At 61.7% G+C, this 18,330-nt stretch carries 16 protein-coding genes; 4 read left to right on the plus strand and 12 right to left on the minus strand.

Annotation, left to right across the window (positions count from 1 at the left end):
* Window positions 1-301: 301 nt before the first annotated feature.
* The gene (gene argC, locus PQQ96_RS26325) at window positions 302-1,231 is read right to left on the minus strand and encodes an N-acetyl-gamma-glutamyl-phosphate reductase (protein WP_408298198.1); all 930 of its coding nucleotides are present in this window, start codon (window positions 1,229-1,231) and stop codon (window positions 302-304) included.
* A gap of 127 nt (window positions 1,232-1,358) precedes the next feature.
* On the opposite strand from argC, the gene PQQ96_RS26330 reads away from it, so the two are divergent.
* Window positions 1,359-2,243 carry a LysR family transcriptional regulator gene (locus PQQ96_RS26330; RefSeq protein ID WP_408298109.1) on the plus strand — a complete coding sequence of 295 codons (885 nt, stop codon included), beginning with the start codon at window positions 1,359-1,361 and terminating at the stop codon, window positions 2,241-2,243.
* A gap of 124 nt (window positions 2,244-2,367) precedes the next feature.
* Here PQQ96_RS26330 and PQQ96_RS26335 read toward each other — a convergent pair whose 3' ends face one another.
* The gene (locus tag PQQ96_RS26335) at window positions 2,368-3,279 is read right to left on the minus strand and encodes an AraC family transcriptional regulator (protein ID WP_408298111.1); all 912 of its coding nucleotides are present in this window, start codon (window positions 3,277-3,279) and stop codon (window positions 2,368-2,370) included.
* A 155-nt stretch (window positions 3,280-3,434) separates the two neighbouring features.
* Here PQQ96_RS26335 and PQQ96_RS26340 point away from each other — a divergent pair, with 155 nt between their 5' ends.
* Window positions 3,435-4,268: an oxidoreductase gene (locus PQQ96_RS26340; RefSeq protein ID WP_408298113.1), complete on the plus strand. Its 834-nt coding sequence runs from the start codon at window positions 3,435-3,437 to the stop codon at window positions 4,266-4,268.
* Between the two features lie 309 nt (window positions 4,269-4,577).
* Here the strand turns inward: PQQ96_RS26340 and PQQ96_RS26345 are convergent, their stop codons facing one another.
* Window positions 4,578-5,180, minus strand: a complete 603-nt coding sequence (locus PQQ96_RS26345; RefSeq protein ID WP_408298115.1) for a helix-turn-helix transcriptional regulator — start codon at window positions 5,178-5,180, stop codon at window positions 4,578-4,580.
* 270 nt (window positions 5,181-5,450) lie between these two features.
* Window positions 5,451-6,077: a TetR/AcrR family transcriptional regulator gene (locus PQQ96_RS26350; RefSeq protein ID WP_408298117.1), complete on the minus strand. Its 627-nt coding sequence runs from the start codon at window positions 6,075-6,077 to the stop codon at window positions 5,451-5,453.
* A 219-nt stretch (window positions 6,078-6,296) separates the two neighbouring features.
* Here PQQ96_RS26350 and PQQ96_RS26355 point away from each other — a divergent pair, with 219 nt between their 5' ends.
* Complete coding sequence (locus PQQ96_RS26355) at window positions 6,297-6,608, plus strand: H-NS histone family protein (protein ID WP_408298119.1); 312 nt, start codon at window positions 6,297-6,299, stop codon at window positions 6,606-6,608.
* A 121-nt stretch (window positions 6,609-6,729) separates the two neighbouring features.
* Here the strand turns inward: PQQ96_RS26355 and PQQ96_RS26360 are convergent, their stop codons facing one another.
* The 8 genes from PQQ96_RS26360 to PQQ96_RS26395 form a co-directional block, all read right to left on the minus strand.
* Window positions 6,730-7,569, minus strand: coding sequence for a CmcJ/NvfI family oxidoreductase (locus PQQ96_RS26360; RefSeq protein ID WP_408298121.1), 840 nt, complete (start codon window positions 7,567-7,569; stop codon window positions 6,730-6,732).
* A gap of 18 nt (window positions 7,570-7,587) precedes the next feature.
* Complete coding sequence (locus tag PQQ96_RS26365) at window positions 7,588-8,343, minus strand: SDR family NAD(P)-dependent oxidoreductase (protein ID WP_408298123.1); 756 nt, start codon at window positions 8,341-8,343, stop codon at window positions 7,588-7,590.
* Between the two features lie 235 nt (window positions 8,344-8,578).
* Window positions 8,579-9,922, minus strand: coding sequence for an LLM class flavin-dependent oxidoreductase (locus tag PQQ96_RS26370; RefSeq protein ID WP_408298125.1), 1,344 nt, complete (start codon window positions 9,920-9,922; stop codon window positions 8,579-8,581).
* A gap of 145 nt (window positions 9,923-10,067) precedes the next feature.
* Window positions 10,068-11,138, minus strand: a complete 1,071-nt coding sequence (locus tag PQQ96_RS26375) for a substrate-binding domain-containing protein (protein ID WP_408298127.1) — start codon at window positions 11,136-11,138, stop codon at window positions 10,068-10,070.
* A 75-nt stretch (window positions 11,139-11,213) separates the two neighbouring features.
* A complete protein-coding gene (locus PQQ96_RS26380) occupies window positions 11,214-12,596 on the minus strand; it encodes an LLM class flavin-dependent oxidoreductase (protein ID WP_408298128.1) in 1,383 nt (460 codons plus the stop codon).
* 31 nt (window positions 12,597-12,627) lie between these two features.
* A complete protein-coding gene (locus PQQ96_RS26385; protein WP_408298130.1) occupies window positions 12,628-13,866 on the minus strand; it encodes an SfnB family sulfur acquisition oxidoreductase in 1,239 nt (412 codons plus the stop codon).
* A gap of 121 nt (window positions 13,867-13,987) precedes the next feature.
* On the minus strand, window positions 13,988-15,043 hold the full coding sequence (locus tag PQQ96_RS26390) for an ABC transporter permease (protein ID WP_408298132.1): 1,056 nt from the start codon (window positions 15,041-15,043) through the stop codon (window positions 13,988-13,990).
* A gap of 16 nt (window positions 15,044-15,059) precedes the next feature.
* Complete coding sequence (locus PQQ96_RS26395) at window positions 15,060-16,574, minus strand: sugar ABC transporter ATP-binding protein (protein WP_408298200.1); 1,515 nt, start codon at window positions 16,572-16,574, stop codon at window positions 15,060-15,062.
* Window positions 16,575-16,966: 392 nt separating this feature from the next.
* Here PQQ96_RS26395 and PQQ96_RS26400 point away from each other — a divergent pair, with 392 nt between their 5' ends.
* Window positions 16,967-18,322, plus strand: coding sequence for an LLM class flavin-dependent oxidoreductase (locus PQQ96_RS26400; RefSeq protein WP_408298134.1), 1,356 nt, complete (start codon window positions 16,967-16,969; stop codon window positions 18,320-18,322).
* Window positions 18,323-18,330: the final 8 nt, after the last annotated feature.

Here is an 18,330-nt window from a genome sequence, read left to right on the forward strand (position 1 = left end):
TCCTGGCGGCGCGGTTCGTTTTTGGTCGAGCAAGACAGCCATAGAATATGCGGATTGGCTCGCGCCCGGACGACAGCTGTTTGGCGGTAACCGGTCAATCTGACCGCGACCACGACCTACCGCAACTGTTTAGGTTTGTACGACGCCTGCCCGCATGCTCCGGTGGCGTCCGCCCATGCGCACGGTCAAGGGCAGGCATCCTACAAACCTAAACAACATGAGACATTCGACGGCCACGACCAGATTGGCAACAGTCGTTGGCATAGGGGTGCGGCCGAACGTTACATCAAACCATCGGCCACTATTGCTGCGTGAGCATCAGGTTCAGGTTCTGAACCGCAGCGCCGGATGCGCCTTTGCCAAGATTATCGAAAACCGCGGACAGCAGGACATGCCCGTGTTCCATGTTAGGAAATACGCTTAAGCGCATGTCGTTCGTACCGTTCAGCACTTGCGGATCCAGGTGCTTCAAGATGCACGATTCGTGCAGCGGCAAGACACGTACGTGCGCCGCGTCGGCATAGTGGCGTGCGAGGCACGCGTGTAACGTGGCGCCATCGACGTCGGGTGCCAGCAGCCGCAACTCCAATGGTACCGTCAGCACGATGCCCTGGCGGAACGCACCATACGCAGGGACAAAGATGGGACGCTGCGCAAGCCCGGCGTGCTGCTGGATCTCCGGGGTGTGCTTGTGCGCGAGTTCCAGACCATATACCTGGTATGAAGGCGCGTTGACGGCACCCTGCCCCTCATGTTCCTCCACGCCGGCACGTCCGCGTCCGGAGTAGCCGGACACCGCATGAATGCTGACAGGGTAGTTGCCTGGTATGAGCCCAGCCTGCAACAGGGGACGCAGCAAGCCAATTGCACCGGTCGGATAGCAACCGGGATTGGTAACCCGACGTGCGTTCGCAATGCGCTCAGCCTGTCCCAGCGTCATTTCCGGAAAGCCGTATGTCCAGTCAGGCTGTGTACGGTGGGCGGAACTTGCGTCGATGACTCTGACGGCAGAATTAACAATGGCGTCCACTGCCTCGCGCGCGGCGGCATCAGGCAAACAGAGGATGGCGATGTCGCACGCGTTGATGGCTTCTGCGCGACGCCGCGGATCTTTGCGTTCCGCAGCGGCAAGCGTGAACAGTCTAAGGTCGGTCCGGTTGCGCAGCCGTTCGTGGATTTGCAACCCGGTGGTGCCTTGGTCGCCGTCGATGAAAACAACGGGAGAGCTCATGCGTGGAATACTCCGGTGGCTAGGTTGTAATAAGTAGAGCGAGCCCCTATGGTCCATGGACGGCTAGAATAGAGAAAGTTGAATTTCATAACGTGAACATTCAGTTTTTCTGAATCTGGACGCCGACATGCGAGAAATCAGCCTGGACCGCTTGCGCACCCTGGTCGCCATTGCCGACCGTGGCTCATTTGCCGATGCGGCGCGCGCATTGCACTTGGCGCCGCCAACGGTCAGCCTCCACATCGCGGAACTCGAAGAGCGCATCGGGGCTCCGCTCTTGTCGCGCAAGCGCGGACATGTCAGGCCGTCGGCGATAGGAGAGGTGCTGGTGGAGCGCGCGCGTCGACTGCTGGCCGATGCGGAGCAGGCGTTAGACGATATTCAACGCCAGGTGCAGGGGCTCGAAGGGCGCGCGCGACTCGGTGCGTCGACTGGCGCGATTGCGCACCTGTTGCCACAAGCGCTTGAGGTGCTGCGCCAGCACCATCCCGCTATCGACATTCAGGTTGCAGTACTCACTTCACATGAAACGCTGTCCCGACTGGCGGATGGAACGCTGGATGTTGGGCTGGTCGCACTGCCTCAGCCCCCGGTGGCTGGACTGGTGATAAAGCCTTGGCGCCGCGACCCCGTGATGGCCTTTGTACCGGCTCATTGGCGGTGTCCGGCCCGCGTCACGCCTGAATGGCTCGCCGCCCAACCTCTCATTCTCAATGACGCGACCACGCGTCTCTCGCGTCTGACTGCGGAGTGGTTCGCGACCGGAGGGCACCATCCTGCGCCGCGCATTCAGCTCAACTACAACGATGCGATCAAGAATCTGGTAGCGGCAGGTTACGGCGCAGCGCTATTACCCCATGAGGCCAGTACACCAGTACCCGACAGGCGCATAGTCATGCGTCCACTGCGCCCGGCGCTGTGGCGCCGGCTCGGCATTGCACATCGTGCGGGGTACGTTGAGCGTTCCACGCAACACATACTTGATGCGTTGTGGGATCTGCGATTGGCGTAGGCGTTGGCATTTGCCGCTTCGGGTTCGTTCTCGCTGGGACAGTAGCCGTATTGCACGCCACGACGAACGAATGGCCGGTTTGTAGGAATTTGACTGACCGAAGTCAAAACGAAACGTGCAAGACTCAGTGCGACGAGACATACGTCGCATCAGCGAACGCCGCTGGAATGGCGAAGCTCTCGCGCATACGCTTCGCCTCCGCCGCCGGCGTCAAGCCAAAAAGCCGCTTGAACTCCCTGCTGAACTGGGACGGACTCGTGTACCCCACGGTGTGGCTCGCAGCCTCCACGCTCAGATCCTGGCGCACCATCAACAGGCGAGCCTGATGCAGACGCGTCGACTTCACATACTGCATCGGCGACACCTGAGTGATCGCCTTGAAGTGGCTGTGAAAGCTCGGCACGCTCATACCCGCTTCCTCGGCAAGCTGCGTCACGTCGAGCGGCTGCGCGTAGCCGGCGTGAATAAGGCGCAGTGATCTGCCTATCCTGCCGAACTGCCCTCGCATCGCCAAAGCCTCTCGCATCGCGCCGCCCTGGCCGCCAGTGAGTACACGGAAATACAGTTCGCGCAGCAGGCTTTCGCCCAACACTGCGGCTTCGAGCGGCCGGTGCATTGCCTCGAGGAAGCGCAACACGGACGTCTGCATCGCGTCATCCATCGGCGTCGACATCATGCTCTGCGGCGCTTGCATGGGTTCCGTTACGTCTTCGCTGTCAATCTGCGCCGCCAGCTCAGCGGCCATGGCGAAATCGAGGTGCAGATACAGTGCGAGCAGCGGACGCTCCGGCGTTGCGTCGGTTTCCATGCTGAACGGCACGGGGACGGACACGGCAAGGTAGTGATGCTCATCGTACAGATAGAGCTGGTCGCCAAAGTAACCTCGCTTGCGGCCCTGGCAAACGATCACGATGCCGGGATCGTACAGAACCGGTGTGCGCGACATCGCCCGGTTCGAACGCAGGATGCGCACGCTCGGCAGTGCCGTTAGGTTGTAGCCCTCATTGGGCGCTAACGCGCGCAGCAGGGAAACCATGCGCCTCTGGCTTCGCGAGGATAGATCAGGATGCTGAGCGGAGCCCTGCTTCGTTGTCATAGTTTTATGCAAGAAAAATCGCGGAATTGGGCTTTCTATGCCCAGATCGTCAGACTAGTATGCACTTTCAAAACAACCTTCGGGAGAGTGCTTCAATGGCATCCAGCAAAACACTGCTCATCACAGGCGCCAGCAGCGGCTTTGGCCGCGCGCTCGCACAAGAGGCGCTTGCGGTGGGTCACCAGGTTGTCGGTACGGTGAGAAGTGCGCAGGGAAAGCGTGATTTCGAGTCACTGTCCGCGAATGCTGCTTTCGGACGTGTACTTGACGTGACCGACTTCGATACCATCGACGGCGTCGTGTCGGAAATCGAGGCGAGCGTGGGGCCCATCGATGTCCTCGTCAACAGTGCCGGCTACGGTCACGAAGGCATCATGGAAGAATCGCCGCTGTCGGAGATGCGTCGACAGTTCGATGTGAATGTATTTGGCGCGGTCGCCATGATGAAAGCCGTCTTACCCTTCATGCGCGAGCGTCGACGTGGCCACATTCTGAACATCACATCGATGGGCGGTCACATCACGATGCCGGGAATCGCCTACTACTGCGGCAGCAAATTCGCGCTGGAAGGCATCTCCGAAACCCTCGGCAAAGAGGTCAAGCCTTTCGGTATCGCGGTGACGGCCGTGGCGCCAGGCTCGTTTCGCACCGACTGGGCTGGCCGCTCCATGACGCGAACGCCTCGCTCGATCCCGGACTACGACGCTATCTTCGACCCCATCCGCAAAGCGCGTGAGGAGAAAAGCGGCCGGCAACTGGGAGACCCCAGGAAAGCTGCGCGCGCGATGCTCGCGGCGATGGCTGCCGATTGTCCACCCGCACATCTTTTGCTCGGCAGCGATGCACTCGGGCTCGTGCGAGGCAAGTTGTCGGCATTGGAGGATGAGATCCGTGCGTGGGAGGCGGTGACGGTCTCGACGGACGGCTGAAGATCGCTGTTGCGCGGAGGTTGTCGGTCAGTTCATGCCGCGCCATCACCCCTCTGATTAGCAGGATAGGTTGTGCGTGCCGTTTCCAGTAGCATCCGTGCCTGTATACGGGCGTGACTGTGTCGCCGGCGAGGTAAGAAGCACGATCGTGGGCGCCACAATAATTCGAAAAAGCTGGAAACCTGAGAGAAGCAGAATTAGAGCCCGGAACCGCGGGGAGAACCGGCGGGCTCTGCATGCGAGAAGCTGCTCGACAACGCTTATTCGCATGCGTTAGCGGGCCCTTCCCCGCACGGGGACGGGCCGCGCCTACCTATCGCCCGGTCGGGTGATACCGTTAGCGAAATGCTTGAGCCACAGACTCATCAAGCCTGCCCGTCCTCGCACACCGTACTTGCGGAAGATCCCGGTAATGTAGGAATGTGTGGTCGAGGCGGCGAGGCCCAGTCGCTCGGCGATCTGTTTCTCAGTCGCCTCAGTCAGCAGCAGGTCAAGAACCTTGCGTTCGTACGGCGCAAGGACGGACAACAGTGCTGAGGGCACGGCCTCCCGGCGACGGAGTTCAGTCACGTCGCGTGCTACGCCGACGCGCAGGCGCTCGTGCTCCAGCCAGCGCGCTGACCACGTGACGTAGACGTCGCTTCCATTCCTATGACGATAGCGGTTCTCAAAGCCTACCCGCTTGCGACCGGCCAGTACCTCCTTGGCCTCCTTGCGCGTCGCGTCCTGATCGGCTGGAACCACGAAATCGATGATGAACTGATCGACGAAATCGCCCGGTACATAGCCAAATATATCCTCGCACGCAGGACTGACATGGCGTATGCGTCCCTGCTCATTCACGAGGAAGATCGCGTCAGGCGAAAAATCTGCGGAAGTGGCGACAAGGTCTTCGATGAGTTCGCTTTTCATGGCCGTGTACCGACGCCCCGTGCATCCGGATCGCGCTTGTGAAACCCTCTCGCGTGATGCTTGAGTGATAGAAAGCAGGCTGAGTCAGTGCGACAGCGTAACGCGATACGAATAGATGGTCAATTTGACCTGCCGGGTGGGCGGGCTCGCCCAAACGCTGAATAAATTTCCGTTTTCCAGCCTTGATATCAATACATCGTGACAGCTTGATTAATGCGTCTCCTGGTCGACGCAATAGGTGTTGCATTCCGGGCGAGACTGAATCGCAGATCAGCGCACAGGAGGCGCCGCGGCTAACAGGCTGCGCAGGAACACCATGATCATATGTCCAATGGGCACCTCGGACAGCATCGAGCGCTGCAAGGCGAGGCCTTGTGAAAGCCCCATGAAGGACGCAGCCAATACCGTCGGCGATTCGGGCGGCACTCTTTTCAGCCTGGAGAAAATCTGCCCGATGCAATAGGCAAGGCCATCTCGGTGGGCATCCAGCAACTCCTGTGAGGCTGTTGCAAAAACGGGGTTGCGACGCCCCTGAAGCTTGAATTCAACGCCCAGTACAGACCACTCAGGCTCGGCATCCAGAGTCTGCGCCCAGACTTCCAACGCGTTCAATATGTCGTCCGCAGACGCAGATGGGTCACTCAGCGCCCGGGCGATGTCGGTCACTTGCGTCTTTGAACGCTCTCGCATCAGTTCCACAAACAGATCTTCTTTGCTCGCGAAATTCGAATAGAAAGCACCCTGCGTATAACCTGCCTCCGCCGCAATATCCCTGAGAGAGGTGGCGCCGAAACCTCTCTCGACAAACAGTCGCTTCGCCGCAGCAAGCAAATGTGTCCGGGTCTGCAATCGACTTTCTTCGCGGCTCAGCCGTGGGGGTTTGGTCGCCGTATTCATGGCCGCAAGGATATCAGTTGATATTTAAAATTCAACTGGCTATTATTACGATTGCATTTCACATCTCACTTGATATGTGGGAGTGTAAGGGCGTGGGTTCTGCCTCTGAGTGTTCTTACGGAACAGCATGAGGACGTGCCTGCGAAGTCCGTGCGGGAGCCAACCGCTAAGGCCGGGAGCACAATGCAACAACCTGGTCATGTACTACGGAAAGAGAACATGAGCAGCAGGGTAAAGATGTTGAAGCAGCAACTCGCGCAACTCGATGAGCGGCTGCTAGTCGCCTGGCAGCAGGAGCAGAAAGCGGCTATCGAACACGTCCGCGAGGTCATGAACTTCTTCAACCTTGTGCCGAACCAGTTGCGCGTCGACCGGCGAGGCACATACAACACCAGACCGCTTCAGATGAAGTATCAGGACCCCATCACCGGTGCGACCTGGAGCGGCCGTGGACGCGCGCCGTCCTGGATCCGGAATCGAAGCTACAACGATTTTCTGGTTAAGCAGTCCGATGACGCCGGATCGGACTAGAGTCTGTTGACATTCAAGCTAGCCGAACCGCGGTAGCAGCCAGAGCGACAAACGACGAGGCGCGCTGTGCGAGCCTGTCCTGGCAACTGGCGATACGGCTTTGCTGGGACCATCACGCGACTCAAAAGAACAACAGCGCGCGCAGTTCGATGCTTCGGCGCGGCGGCGCATCGGCCGGCGAAGTCGGATCGTCGAATGCGGTATGGGCCGAAAGACGCGCGATTTCGTCGCCCGCCGAATCGTAGATTTTCAGCAGCAGGTATTCATCGGGCGACATGTGCGAAAAGTAGTACCAGCGATGCCGCGGATTGAAAACCAGCGCATACGTCTCGCCGACCTTGTCGGGATAAACCAGGTCCGATGCCACCAGATCGTTGAGCGTAATACTGCGCGAATCGCACAGCGCGAGCGGCGACGATTGCACGGTTTCTCCAATCGGACGCCACAGGTTGACGATCGCCACACGGCCTTGCAGCAACTGCTCCGCTTCGTCCGCCGGCAGATGATCGCGCACCCGGCGCGGTCCCGACACAAAGGTCTGGTCGTTATGAATGTACTTGACCGGTTCCCTCACACCCCGGGTGCGTTCAGGATCGCCGTCACGCAGCGTGTGATCGAACACGACCACGCGGCGAGCGCCAGTGGCCTGTTTCAGTAACTGCTCCGCTTGCCCGTAGTAGATCGATTCGATCTTCGCCGGATCGGAGAAATCGCTCAGCGCGCTAGCATACCGATGCAGTTCGAAGCCGTTACGATCAAGTGACAACGCGCCCGGCGGCGGGGCGACGCGTGCATTTGAAATGCTCACCCGATGCGGCCGGTACACACCGCTGCGTTTCGGAACGCCAGGCGGCGGTTCGTATTGATACGAGACGGGTTTCTCGCCGGTGAACTCAAGGTAATTCAACTCTGCCTCGACCGCCGTAGCGGCCACCGGTGTGTCGATGACGATATCGCTCATGTCCCTATCCTCACCACGTTAAAACGATTCGTTGAACGGCCGCAGATCGATTTCCTGCGACCACGCACTGCGCCCCTGCCGATGGAGATACCAGTAGGCATCCGCGATATCGGCGGGATTCAGCAGGCCCTCCTCGCCGCGCTCCGCGACACGATGCGGTGCCGACGTACGCAGGCGCTCGCCGTCAATGCCGCCATCGACCACCACATGCGCAACGTGGATATTCTTCGGCCCGAATTCGCGGGCGAGACTCTGTGTGAGCGAGCGCAAACCGGCTTTGGCGGAAGCGAACGCGGCAAACGGCGGCCGGCCACGCAGCGATGCAGTTGCGCCGGTAAAAAGTAGCGAGCCTCGCCCCGCCGCCAGCAACGGCGACAGCGCCGCGCGCGCGAACAGGAACCCGCCGAGCGTCGTGACCCGCCATGCCGCTTCAAACTGCTCCGCGCTCAGTTCGAGCGTCGGTGCACGCGTCGCGCCGGCGGCGTTGAAAATCGCCACCTCGAGCGTGCCAAGGTCCGATAGCTGCCGGGCGATCTCAGTCAGATCCGCTTCACGCGTGACATCACCGGGTAATGCGATCGCATGGCCATCGGCGTGGCGGATTTCGTCGACGATCACATCGAGCCGCTCGCGCGAACGCCCCGTCACGGCGACGGTAAGGCCCTCGCGAGCGAAACGGCGAGCGAGCGCCGCGCCCAGTCCCGCGCTCGCCCCCACACCGGCAATCCACGCGAGACGCGTGCCCTTTTGTCCTTGTTCAACAGCCTCGGTCATTTGACTCTCCATTGCCTGTAGCCGCGGCACGCAACGCGTGGCGGCAGTAGACGCATGCGCCTATCGTTTCAGCGTAGGCGATGACCGCGCAGGGAGGAAATAACGAATCGTGGAAAGTTATGCGTCGGATTGAAGGCTGCACACGCCGCCCGTGTGCAGCCCCGACGTGCTGCGGATCTGCATTGCCCGACGGCGCGTGCGCCGCGAGATAGGCCGCTTCGTAGCAGGGTCTTTGTTACGCAGAAAGATGGCGGTTCTCAGGCCGCCGCAAACCCAGGTTCTCGCGCAACGTGCGGCCTTCGTAGTTTTCGCGAAACAACCCGCGTCGCCGCAGTTCAGGCACCACCAGTTCGACGAAATCGGTCAAGCCGTCAGGCAGTACCGGCGGCATCACGTTGAAACCGTCCGCGCCGTAATTCACGAAGCGCTCTTCGAGTTGATCGACGATCTGTGCCGGCGTGCCGACAAGCTGCCAATGACCACGCGCACCCGCGACTCGCAAATAGAGCTGGCGGATCGTGAGGTTCTCACGGCGAGCCAGTTCGAGCGTCAACAACTGCCGGCTCTTACTCGCATTCGTTTCGGGCAGCTCCGGGATCGGACCGTCGAGCGGATAGCCCGAGAGATCGAACCCACCGGTCAGCCCGGATACCAATGCAAGTCCAACCTTCGGATCGACGAGCGACTGCAGTTGCTCGAACTTCTCTCTCGCCTCGCCTTCGGTGCGGCCGACAATCGGGAATACGCCCGGCATGATCTTCAGATCGTCCGGATGACGGCCGTAAGCTTCCATGCGCCCTTTCACGTCCGCATAAAAATCCACCGCGTCCTGCAGCGTTTGCTGCGCCGTGAAAATCACCTCGGCTGTTTTCGCGGCAAGATCGCGCCCGGCTTCAGACGACCCGGCCTGCACGACGACCGGATGCCCCTGCGGGGAACGGGCCACGTTCAGTGGCCCCCGGACCTGGAAGAACCGTCCCTTGTGATCCAGCACGTGCCGCTTGAGTGGGTCGAAGAAGCGTCCTTCGGCTTTGTCGCGAACGAATGCGTCGTCGTCCCAACTGTCCCACAGCCCTCCGGTGACTTCCGCGAATTCGGCGGCGCGCGCATAGCGCTCGGCGTGATCGAAATGCTTGTCGCGGTTGAAGTTCTTCGCTTCGTGCTCGCTTGACGAGGTGACCAGATTCCAACCCGCGCGCCCGCCGCTGATGTGATCGAGCGAGGCGAACTTGCGGGCAATGTGATACGGCTCATTGAAGCTCGTCGAGGCCGTGCCGACCAGACCGATACGCTCAGTCACTGCCGCCAGCGCCGACAGCAACGTGATCGGCTCGAACTGCGCGACGTAGCTGTGCGCCGTACGGCTGAGGAAGTCGACGTTGTCGCCGCGCGTCCCCACGCCGTCGGCGAGGAAGATCAAATCGAATTTCGCGGCTTCGGCCGCTTGCGCGAGGCGGACATAGTGACGGAAGTTCACGCCGGCGTCCGCCTGCGCCTCGGGATGCCGCCAAGCCGCAATGTGGTGTCCGGCAGGATAAAGGAAAGCGCCGAGGCGCAAGTGCCCGCTACGTTTGCTCATGGCAGTCCAAAGAATTTGATTGATCGCGAGGTCTCGCGCCGCGCCGGGTGATCAGGCGACCAGGTGGCCGCATCAAAACAACGGGCCCCGTATTTAGCGGTCTCCCGGCGAAATCGCGCATGACACCTCGTATTGCCTCTGACGTTCAGTCCGCGGCCGGGATCCACGCTGTCGTGGCGGCATCGCTCGAACGAAATGCAGGAAATTTGTCACCCAGCTCGGCGATCGTCCTGATGTTGTTCTTCACCAGATCGTCGCGCGTGATCAGTGTCGGCTTCACCACGATCCGGTGCTCGGGCGTTTGCCCCGCGAGCAGCAATGCAGCGGCTCGCACGGACACCGCACCGACCACCGCGGGATTCGTCGCCGCGGTCGCCACCCACGCGCTATTCGGCGCGCGGATCGCCTCGATATCGGAGGTCGAAATATCGGCGCTGTAAATGCGCAGTTTCGACGACAGGTTCGCTTCATCCGCGGCAAGCTTCGCACCGCGCGCGAATTCGTCGTAAGGCGCGAACACCACACGAATCTCAGGATGGGCCCGATAGGCCGCGGCGGCCTGGTTGGCGACCGACTGCGCGATCGGATTGTCCACCGTGCCCCAGCGCGCCTTCTCCTGAACCTTCGGATGAGCAGCCTTGAAATCGCGCCATACGGCATCGCGCCGGTCGAGCGGTGCGAAACCCGCTACATACACATAGCCTGCGGCAAAGTTATCGCCGTTATCTTTTAACGCCTGATCGAGCAGCAGCGCGGCCAGATCGTGATCGCTCTGCTCGATCTGCGGCACCTTGGGATTGCCCAGGTCGACATCGAACGCGACGACCTTGATGCCTTTGTCCAACGCACGCTGCACAACGTCCTTGAGCGATTCAGGCAAACCGTGATTCACGATAATCGCCGATACACCCAGGCTGATCGCCTGCTGGATCTGTTCACGTTGCTCGGCCGCATCCTGACGGCCTTCGTAGATGCGCAGATCGATGCCAAGCGCTTTGGCCTGCTTTTGCGCGCCGGCTTCATAGGCCTGGAAGAAATCGCCCGTCGACAGATAGTTGACGAGCGCGATCTTCACGCCACCCTTGTCAAAGGGTGCGGGCGCACCTTTGAGCGGAGCCGCATAGGCGGCGGCCCCGGCCAGCATCGTGGCCGCCGCCAGGGCGAGTGTGCGCAACGTAAGGCTCATACCCAGCTTGCGACGAAGAAACGATTTCATCAATGATCTCCAACCTGGTAGACGACGTAGTGGTAACGATTGGGTGGTAACGATTGGGTGGTAAATAAGCCGGTGCTATCCGGCATGAGCCGGTGCGCGGACCCGATAGGCCACGCCAGGATGCGGTTCGGCCAGCCGCGGACCACGGCCATGCAGTTTTTCGCGCAGCGAGCCGTTGGTGTAATCGGTCTTGTAGACACCGCGTCGTTGCAGTTCAGGCACCACCAGTTCGACGAAATCCGCAAAGCTCTCGTGGGTCAACGCATAAGCGAGGTTGAATCCGTCGACGTCGGTCTCTTCAACCCACGACTGCAACTCGTCGGCGATCTCTTGCGGGCTTCCCACCGAAAGCGGTCCGAGTCCGCCAATGCCGCCCCACTTCGCAATCTCGCGCACGGTCCACACGCGCGCCGGATCCGCGCTCGACAAAGCCTCCACCGCCGATTGCACCGCATTGCTCTCGACATAGTGCAGCGGCTCGTCGAGGTCATACTTCGACAGGTCGATTCCGGTCCACCCCGACATCAGCGCGAGCGCGCCCTCGTCGCTCGTATAGCGGCGATAGTCGGCGTGCTTCGCGTGTGCCTCCGCCGACGTTTTACCCGTGATCACTGTGTGCAGGTTGAAAATCAGCACGTCGTGCGGATCGCGGCCGAACGACTTCACGCGTGCCCGGATATCGGCGACAAAGTTCTTCAGGATCGTGCGCGAGGGCGCCGCGATAAAGATGCACTCGGCGTGCTGCGCGGCAAAGTCCTTGCCACGCTTCGACGCGCCCGCCTGGTAGAGCACCGGTGTGCGCTGAGGCGACGGCTCGCAGAGGTGAATACCAGGAACGTCGAAATACTGCCCACGGTGACCGATAGGATGAACCTTCGACGGTTCGGTGAAGACCTTTCGTGCAGCATCGCGCACCACGGCATCGTCTTCCCATGAGGCTTCCCACAGTTTGTAGCAAACCTCGAGATACTCCTCGGCGAGTGAATAGCGCTCGTCATGGTTGGCCTGGGCAGGCAAGCCGACATTGCGCGCGGCGCTGTCCAGGTAGGACGTCACGATGTTCCAGCCGACGCGGCCATTGGTCAGGTGGTCGAGTGTCGACATGCGCCGCGCGAATGGATAAGGATGCTCATACGAGAGCGAGCAGGTCACGCCAAAGCCGAGGTGCTCGGTCACGTTCGCCATCGCCGAGACGAGCAGAACAGGATCGTTGACCGGGACTTGCGCGGCCTGACGGATCGCGGCTTCCGCGTTGCCGTTGAAAACGTCGTAGGTGCCCAGTACGTCGGCAATGAAAAGACCGTCGAACTTGCCGCGTTCGAGCAGTTTCGCGAGATCGGTCCAGTAGTCGAGGTGCTTGTAACACCAGGACGTGTCGCGTGGATGCGCCCATAAGCCCGGCGACTGATGCCCCACGCAGTTCATGTCGAATGCGTTGAGGCGGATTTCTCTGGCCATGATCGGGTTCGGTGATGAATTGCGGTTGGCGTCAATTCCAGGGATGACGTGCCGGCTTGACGCCGTTCAGATAGTAGTTACCGACCAGGTGGTACTTCCAGCGCACCGGATCATGCAACGTATGGACGCGCGCGTTGCGCCAGTGCCTGTCGAGATTGTGTTCGCCGAGCGTCGACTGGGTGCCGGCAAGCTCGAACAGCTTTTCACCCGCCAGCAACGCGGCTTCCGTGGTCAACACTTTCGCTTCGCCCACGGCGACCGATGCGCGCGCCACGTCGTCTTCGCTCGTTTCAGTTTTTGCCGCGATCTCGTCGATCACGCGCGCGGCCCGTTCGAGCAAAGCCTCGGCGGCATGTAGCTGGATATGCAGATGACCGATCTCCCGTACGGTCAGCGGATCGTCACTCGCGCGCTCGACGCCGCTGTCGATCCACGGCCGCGAGCGCTGACGAACGAACGCGAGCGTGTCGTCGAGCGCCGCCTTCGCGATGCCGGCGTCGATGGCGGCCTGAATGATCTGGGAGATCGGACCGTTGAGCGTCGGGTAGTCGGACACACGATGCGCCGGCAACACATGCGAGGCCGGCACGCGCACGCTTTCCAGCACCACGGTACCGCTTGCCGTGGTCCGTTGACCGAAGCCCGACCAGTCGTCGATCACGGTCAGCCCCGGTGTGCCCTTCGGAATGTAGGCGAGCCAGCCCTTGCGTTCGCTGTCGAGCCCCAGTACGGGGACGAAGTCCGCGAACAGCGCGCCGGTTGAATAGAACTTGGTGCCATTGACAACGTAGTCGTCGCCGTCCCGCTTCACGCTTGTCTTCAGATCGAGTACGTTTTTTGTGCCCTTCTCCGAAAATCCGTTGCCGAAACGCTTGCCGGCCAGCACCTGCGCGAAGAAGTACTTTTTCTGCTCCTCGGTTGCGGTTAGCGCGATTACGTCGACCAGGCCGAAGTGATTCTGCGGCAACTGTCCAAGCGACGGATCCGCTGCTGCAATGATCTTGACGACTTCCGTCAAGGTGACGAAGGAGACGCCGGCGCCGCCGTAAGTCTTCGGTACCGTGATGGCCCATAGCCCGGACTGCGAGAACCATTCGATCTCCTCGCGGGGCAAGCGGCGTTCGATATCGCGTTCGGCCGCGCCTTGCGCGAGGCGGGCTGCCACCTCGTGCGCCACCGCGATGGCCTGCGCATCATCGGCGATCACACGCACCGCATGCCGACTCTCGCCGCGGGTGTCCGATGAAGCCGCTTCGCCAATGTCTGCCATGGAGATCTCCGCTTGAATGACTGTTCGCTCAATCTATCAGCGGACACCGCTCGCGCAAACTGAACGATTCGGCAATCGATATTCCTTCGGATGGCAAACGACTTCCGCTGGCACGCAAGGCTCACGCCCGCGAGTCCGCGGGTCGTCCAACACTGAAGGTGAACGCGAGCGCCAGGACCAGCAGCGCACCCTTGATGAAATCCTGCATGTAGTAGGGCGCATTCAGCATGGTCAGGCCGTTGAGCAGCACGCCGACGAACACAGCCCCCACCACGGTGCCGAACACGTTGGGCCGCTTCGCGCCCCACACCGCATAACCCATCAGCGCAGCCGCCACGGCATCGAGCAGCAGGGAGTGACCGGCGCTGACGTCGCCTCGTCCGACGCGCGCCGCGATCAGCACGCCGCCCAACGACGCAATCGCCCCCGAAGCGACATAGGCCGCGATCCGGTAGCGGGCCGTGGGCGCACCCGCCAGCCGCGCCGCCGTCTCATTGCCGCCGATCGCATAGATCACCCGGCCCCAGCGCGTCGCCTCCATGACGAGGCAGGCAAGCACCGTCAACACAGCAAGAATCAGGACGGGCAGCGGCACGACGTCGAACAGACGCAGACGCCCCAACGCGAGAAACGCGTCGGTGAAAGTCCCGCTCGCCTCCGTGCCGTCAGGCAGCACGGTACCGGTTGCCAGCGACCGGCCGCCCGTCGGAATCAGTTGCAGACCGGCCAGCAGGAACAGAGTGCCGAGCGTCGCCAGTTGGTCCGGCACGCGCAACCGCGTGATCAGCAAGCCGTTGAACAGGCCGGCCGCCACGCCGAGCGCCACGCATGCAGCCACGGCCGCGAACGCGCTGCCATGCCAGACGATCAGCACGTAGCTCGCCGCCATCTGAGCTGAAGCAGCCACGCTGCCCACCGAGAGATCGAAGCCGCCCGCCGCCAGCGTGATGGTCACGCCAATGCCGAGCAACGCCACGATGGATACCGCCTGGAGAATGCTGAACAGATTGTCGATGTTCAGGAAGGCGGGTTCCCTGACGGCGAACGCGACAATCAGAATCGCCAGCACGAGCAGAATGCCAGTGCGTTCCAGATGATCGCGGAAACGCCGCAATGCTGACTGCGCCCGTTGCCCGGTTGGCACGTGAGCGTCAATGGAAGGTGCGAGGGGTTTCATGGATTAAGTTCGGCGTTCACGTCGTGGGTGATAGAATAGCTGAATGAACAGGTGGGCGCTCGAGCGTCGCACGATCGAACCGTACGACGCGATCCGCAATCTCCAGCGCTTCTTCGAGATCGCTGACGAACACGATCGTCGCGCGTTCATGGGCATGCCGCCGCAAGGTATCGACAATATCGGCGCGCGCACCGGCGTCGACACCCTGAAACGGCTCATCGAGCAGCAACAGGCGCGCGCGCCCGACATGCCAGCGGGCGAGAACGACTTTCTGCTGATTGCCGCCGGACAGGCGCGTCAGTCGGTCGTCGGGGCCCGTGCAACGAACGCCGAAGGTTTTGATCGCTTCGATCGCGGCATCGCGCTCCACCGACTCGCGCACCACGCCGCGCTTGAACCAGTGCGACAGAAACGGAAAGCTGAGCGTGCCCGCAATCGATGCAAACGGCACGCTGTCGGGAAACAACGACGTGCGCCAGCGATCCTCGCCGGCGAGGAACACGCCGGCGCGAATTGCATCGGCCGGCGAACGAGGACGCCATGGTTTGCCGTCGAGCACCATCTGACCACGGCTGGCATGGGCCGCACCTAAGATCGCTCTCGCGAGGCGCGATTTGCCACCGCCCACCGGCCCGGCTATCGCCACGATCTCGCCGCGCTGGACGTCGAGATCGAATGGGAGGCTGGCCGGCGTCAATTGAAAGTCGCGCACGCTGAAACAGGGTTCGAGCGCGGCCCCGTCCCTCGCATCCTTTGCATTCTGGGTTCGGCCTTGCGGCATGGGCCGTCCAATCATCGTCTCGACGGCAGCGTCGAAATCGATTGGAGGTTGCAGGTCGGCTACGAGATGTCCATCGCGCACGATCGCCACCCGGCTCGCCATGCGCCGCAGATCGCCCAGTCGATGCGAGACCAGCAGAATCGCGACGCCCTCTTCGCGTAATGGCTCGAGCCGCATGAACAACCGTTCGGCTTCCGCTGCGGAGAGGCTCGCGGTGGGCTCATCGAGAATCAGCAGTTGGGGGCGCGAAGCCAGCGCACGCGCCAGCGTCACGAGTTGTTGATTCGCGAGCGAGAGCGACCCGAGCGGCGCCGACAGATCGACATCCAGCCCGACCCGCCCGGCAAGCGGCCTCGCCGCCTCGCGCCGCATCGCGGGCGGTACGCGCCAGGGCGATGCCGGATCGCACAGGCGGTCGAGCAACAGGTTGTCGGCCACTGACAGTGCCGGCACGACCGCGTCGGCAATCGACTGATGCACCGTGGCAATGCCGAGTTGTTTAGCCACCTGAGGTGATGTGGGCCGATACGGTTGGCCCTGCAGCGTCAAGGTCCCGCTGTCAGGCGGATAGACGCCGCTCAGGATCTTGACGAGCGTCGACTTCCCCGCCCCGTTGGCGCCCATCAACGCGACGACCTCGCCGGCGTGGATTGAGAGATCGAGCTTCGATAGCGCGACGGTTGCACCAAAATGCTTCGTGAGCGCAGAGGCAATCAGGATCGGCTCGTTCGGACACGAAACCTTTTCCATGCGATCGGGAAGCGGTGAGCGGTTCGATTTCATCGGAGACTTCATCTACCTGAAGAAGCGGGGACGATCCGGCGGGCATACGCAACGCATGCGCCGGCAAAGGCGGCGTATTGGCTACCGTCATCCGGGCATGATTGTGTGCCTGGGCGGGGCCCGCGGAAAACCAATTTGTTCTGATATGCAAAGCGTCGCGCGCGACGAACCGTAGGCTTCTCGCAAGCAGGCGCCTGGATTCACGCGGGGATCTCCATCTTTGCCGCGCGCTTAGTCTTCGCCGGCATATCGATGCCACAATTCCTTTGTGGTTTCGAACGATCCGTTATTCGACAATGGGCGAATCGGTCAGAACGTTCGTTCCTTCGTTGCTGGCTGCTTCCGCATTCGACAGGACCATGAGAACCGACCCGCCCCGCCAGCTTCATCTGAACGTCAATATCCTCCACTCCGGCTTTGTCCCTTCCGCATGGCGTACACACGACGCTGATCCGCGCGCCTTCGTTGATATCGCCCACTACGTCCGCGTCGCGCAAACTGCCGAGGCGGCAAAATTCGATGCCGTGTTTCTCGCGGATAACGCGTCGATTGCGGATCAGATCGATTTCCGCCCGATCACGGCACTGGAGCCAACCGTCTTGCTCGCCGGCATTGCTTCGGCAACGACGCATATCGGCGTAATCGGCACGGCATCGACGAGCTATAACGAGCCGTACAACACCGCTCGCCGCTTTGCCACGCTCGATCATCTCAGCGCGGGCCGGGCCGGCTGGAACATCGTGACGACCGCCGATCTCGGCTCTGCCCGCAATTTCGGCCGCGAGGCAGTGCCGGATCACGCGCAACGCTACGAGCGCGCAGCCGAGTTCACCGAGGTGGTGAAGGCGCTTTGGGATAGCTGGGAAGACGACGCCTTTATCGGCGACAAGGCGAGCGGCCGTTTCATCGACCCGGCGAAGGTGCATCGCATCGATCATCGCGGCAAGTACTTCAGTGTCGATGGCCCTTTCAACCTGCCGCGTAGCGCACAGGGTCATCCCGTGCTGATCCAGGCCGGCGGCTCAGCTGACGGGCGCGAACTCGCGGCGCGGCACGCGGAAGCCGTATTCTCGGCATCGCAGTCGTTCGACGAGGCAGCCGCCTATGCGCGTGAACTGAAATCTCGCGCTGCGGCGTGGGGACGCGGCAACGATGCCATTCGTGTGCTACCCGGCCTCACCACCATCATCGGCGCAACCGAGGCGCAAGCCCTGCGCCGTCGCGATGAACTGATCGACCTGATTCCATGGACCTACAGCCTCACCCGACTGGCCGGAATTCTGGGCATTAGCATCGACCGGTTGAAACTCGACGAGCGCCTGCCGGACGATCTCTCATTGCCTGGCGGCGGCAACGGCAATCACACGTTCTTCAACGCAACGCTTGCGCAAGCGCGCACGCATGGCTACACGGCGCGTCAGTTGATCCGCGCGCTGGCGGGCGGCGGCGGACATCGTGTCGTGGTCGGCACACCGGAACAGATCGCCGACGACATCGAGCACTGGTTCAAAGGCGGCGCCGCCGACGGTTTCAATCTGATGCCGGATGTTCTGCCAGGTGGCTTGCAGGACTTCGCCGACGGTGTGGTTCCGCTTCTGCAACAACGCGGCATTTTCCGCACCGACTACGAGGGACGTACCCTGCGCGAACACTTCGGGCTGCGACGCCCGGTGAGCCGCCACCTGCACCCGCGGGAAGTGGCCGCAACCGCGTAGCGCACGGG

The organism is Paraburkholderia sediminicola (assembly GCF_046027825.1).
In the GTDB taxonomy this organism is placed as follows: Bacteria; Pseudomonadota; Gammaproteobacteria; order Burkholderiales; family Burkholderiaceae; genus Paraburkholderia; species Paraburkholderia sediminicola_D.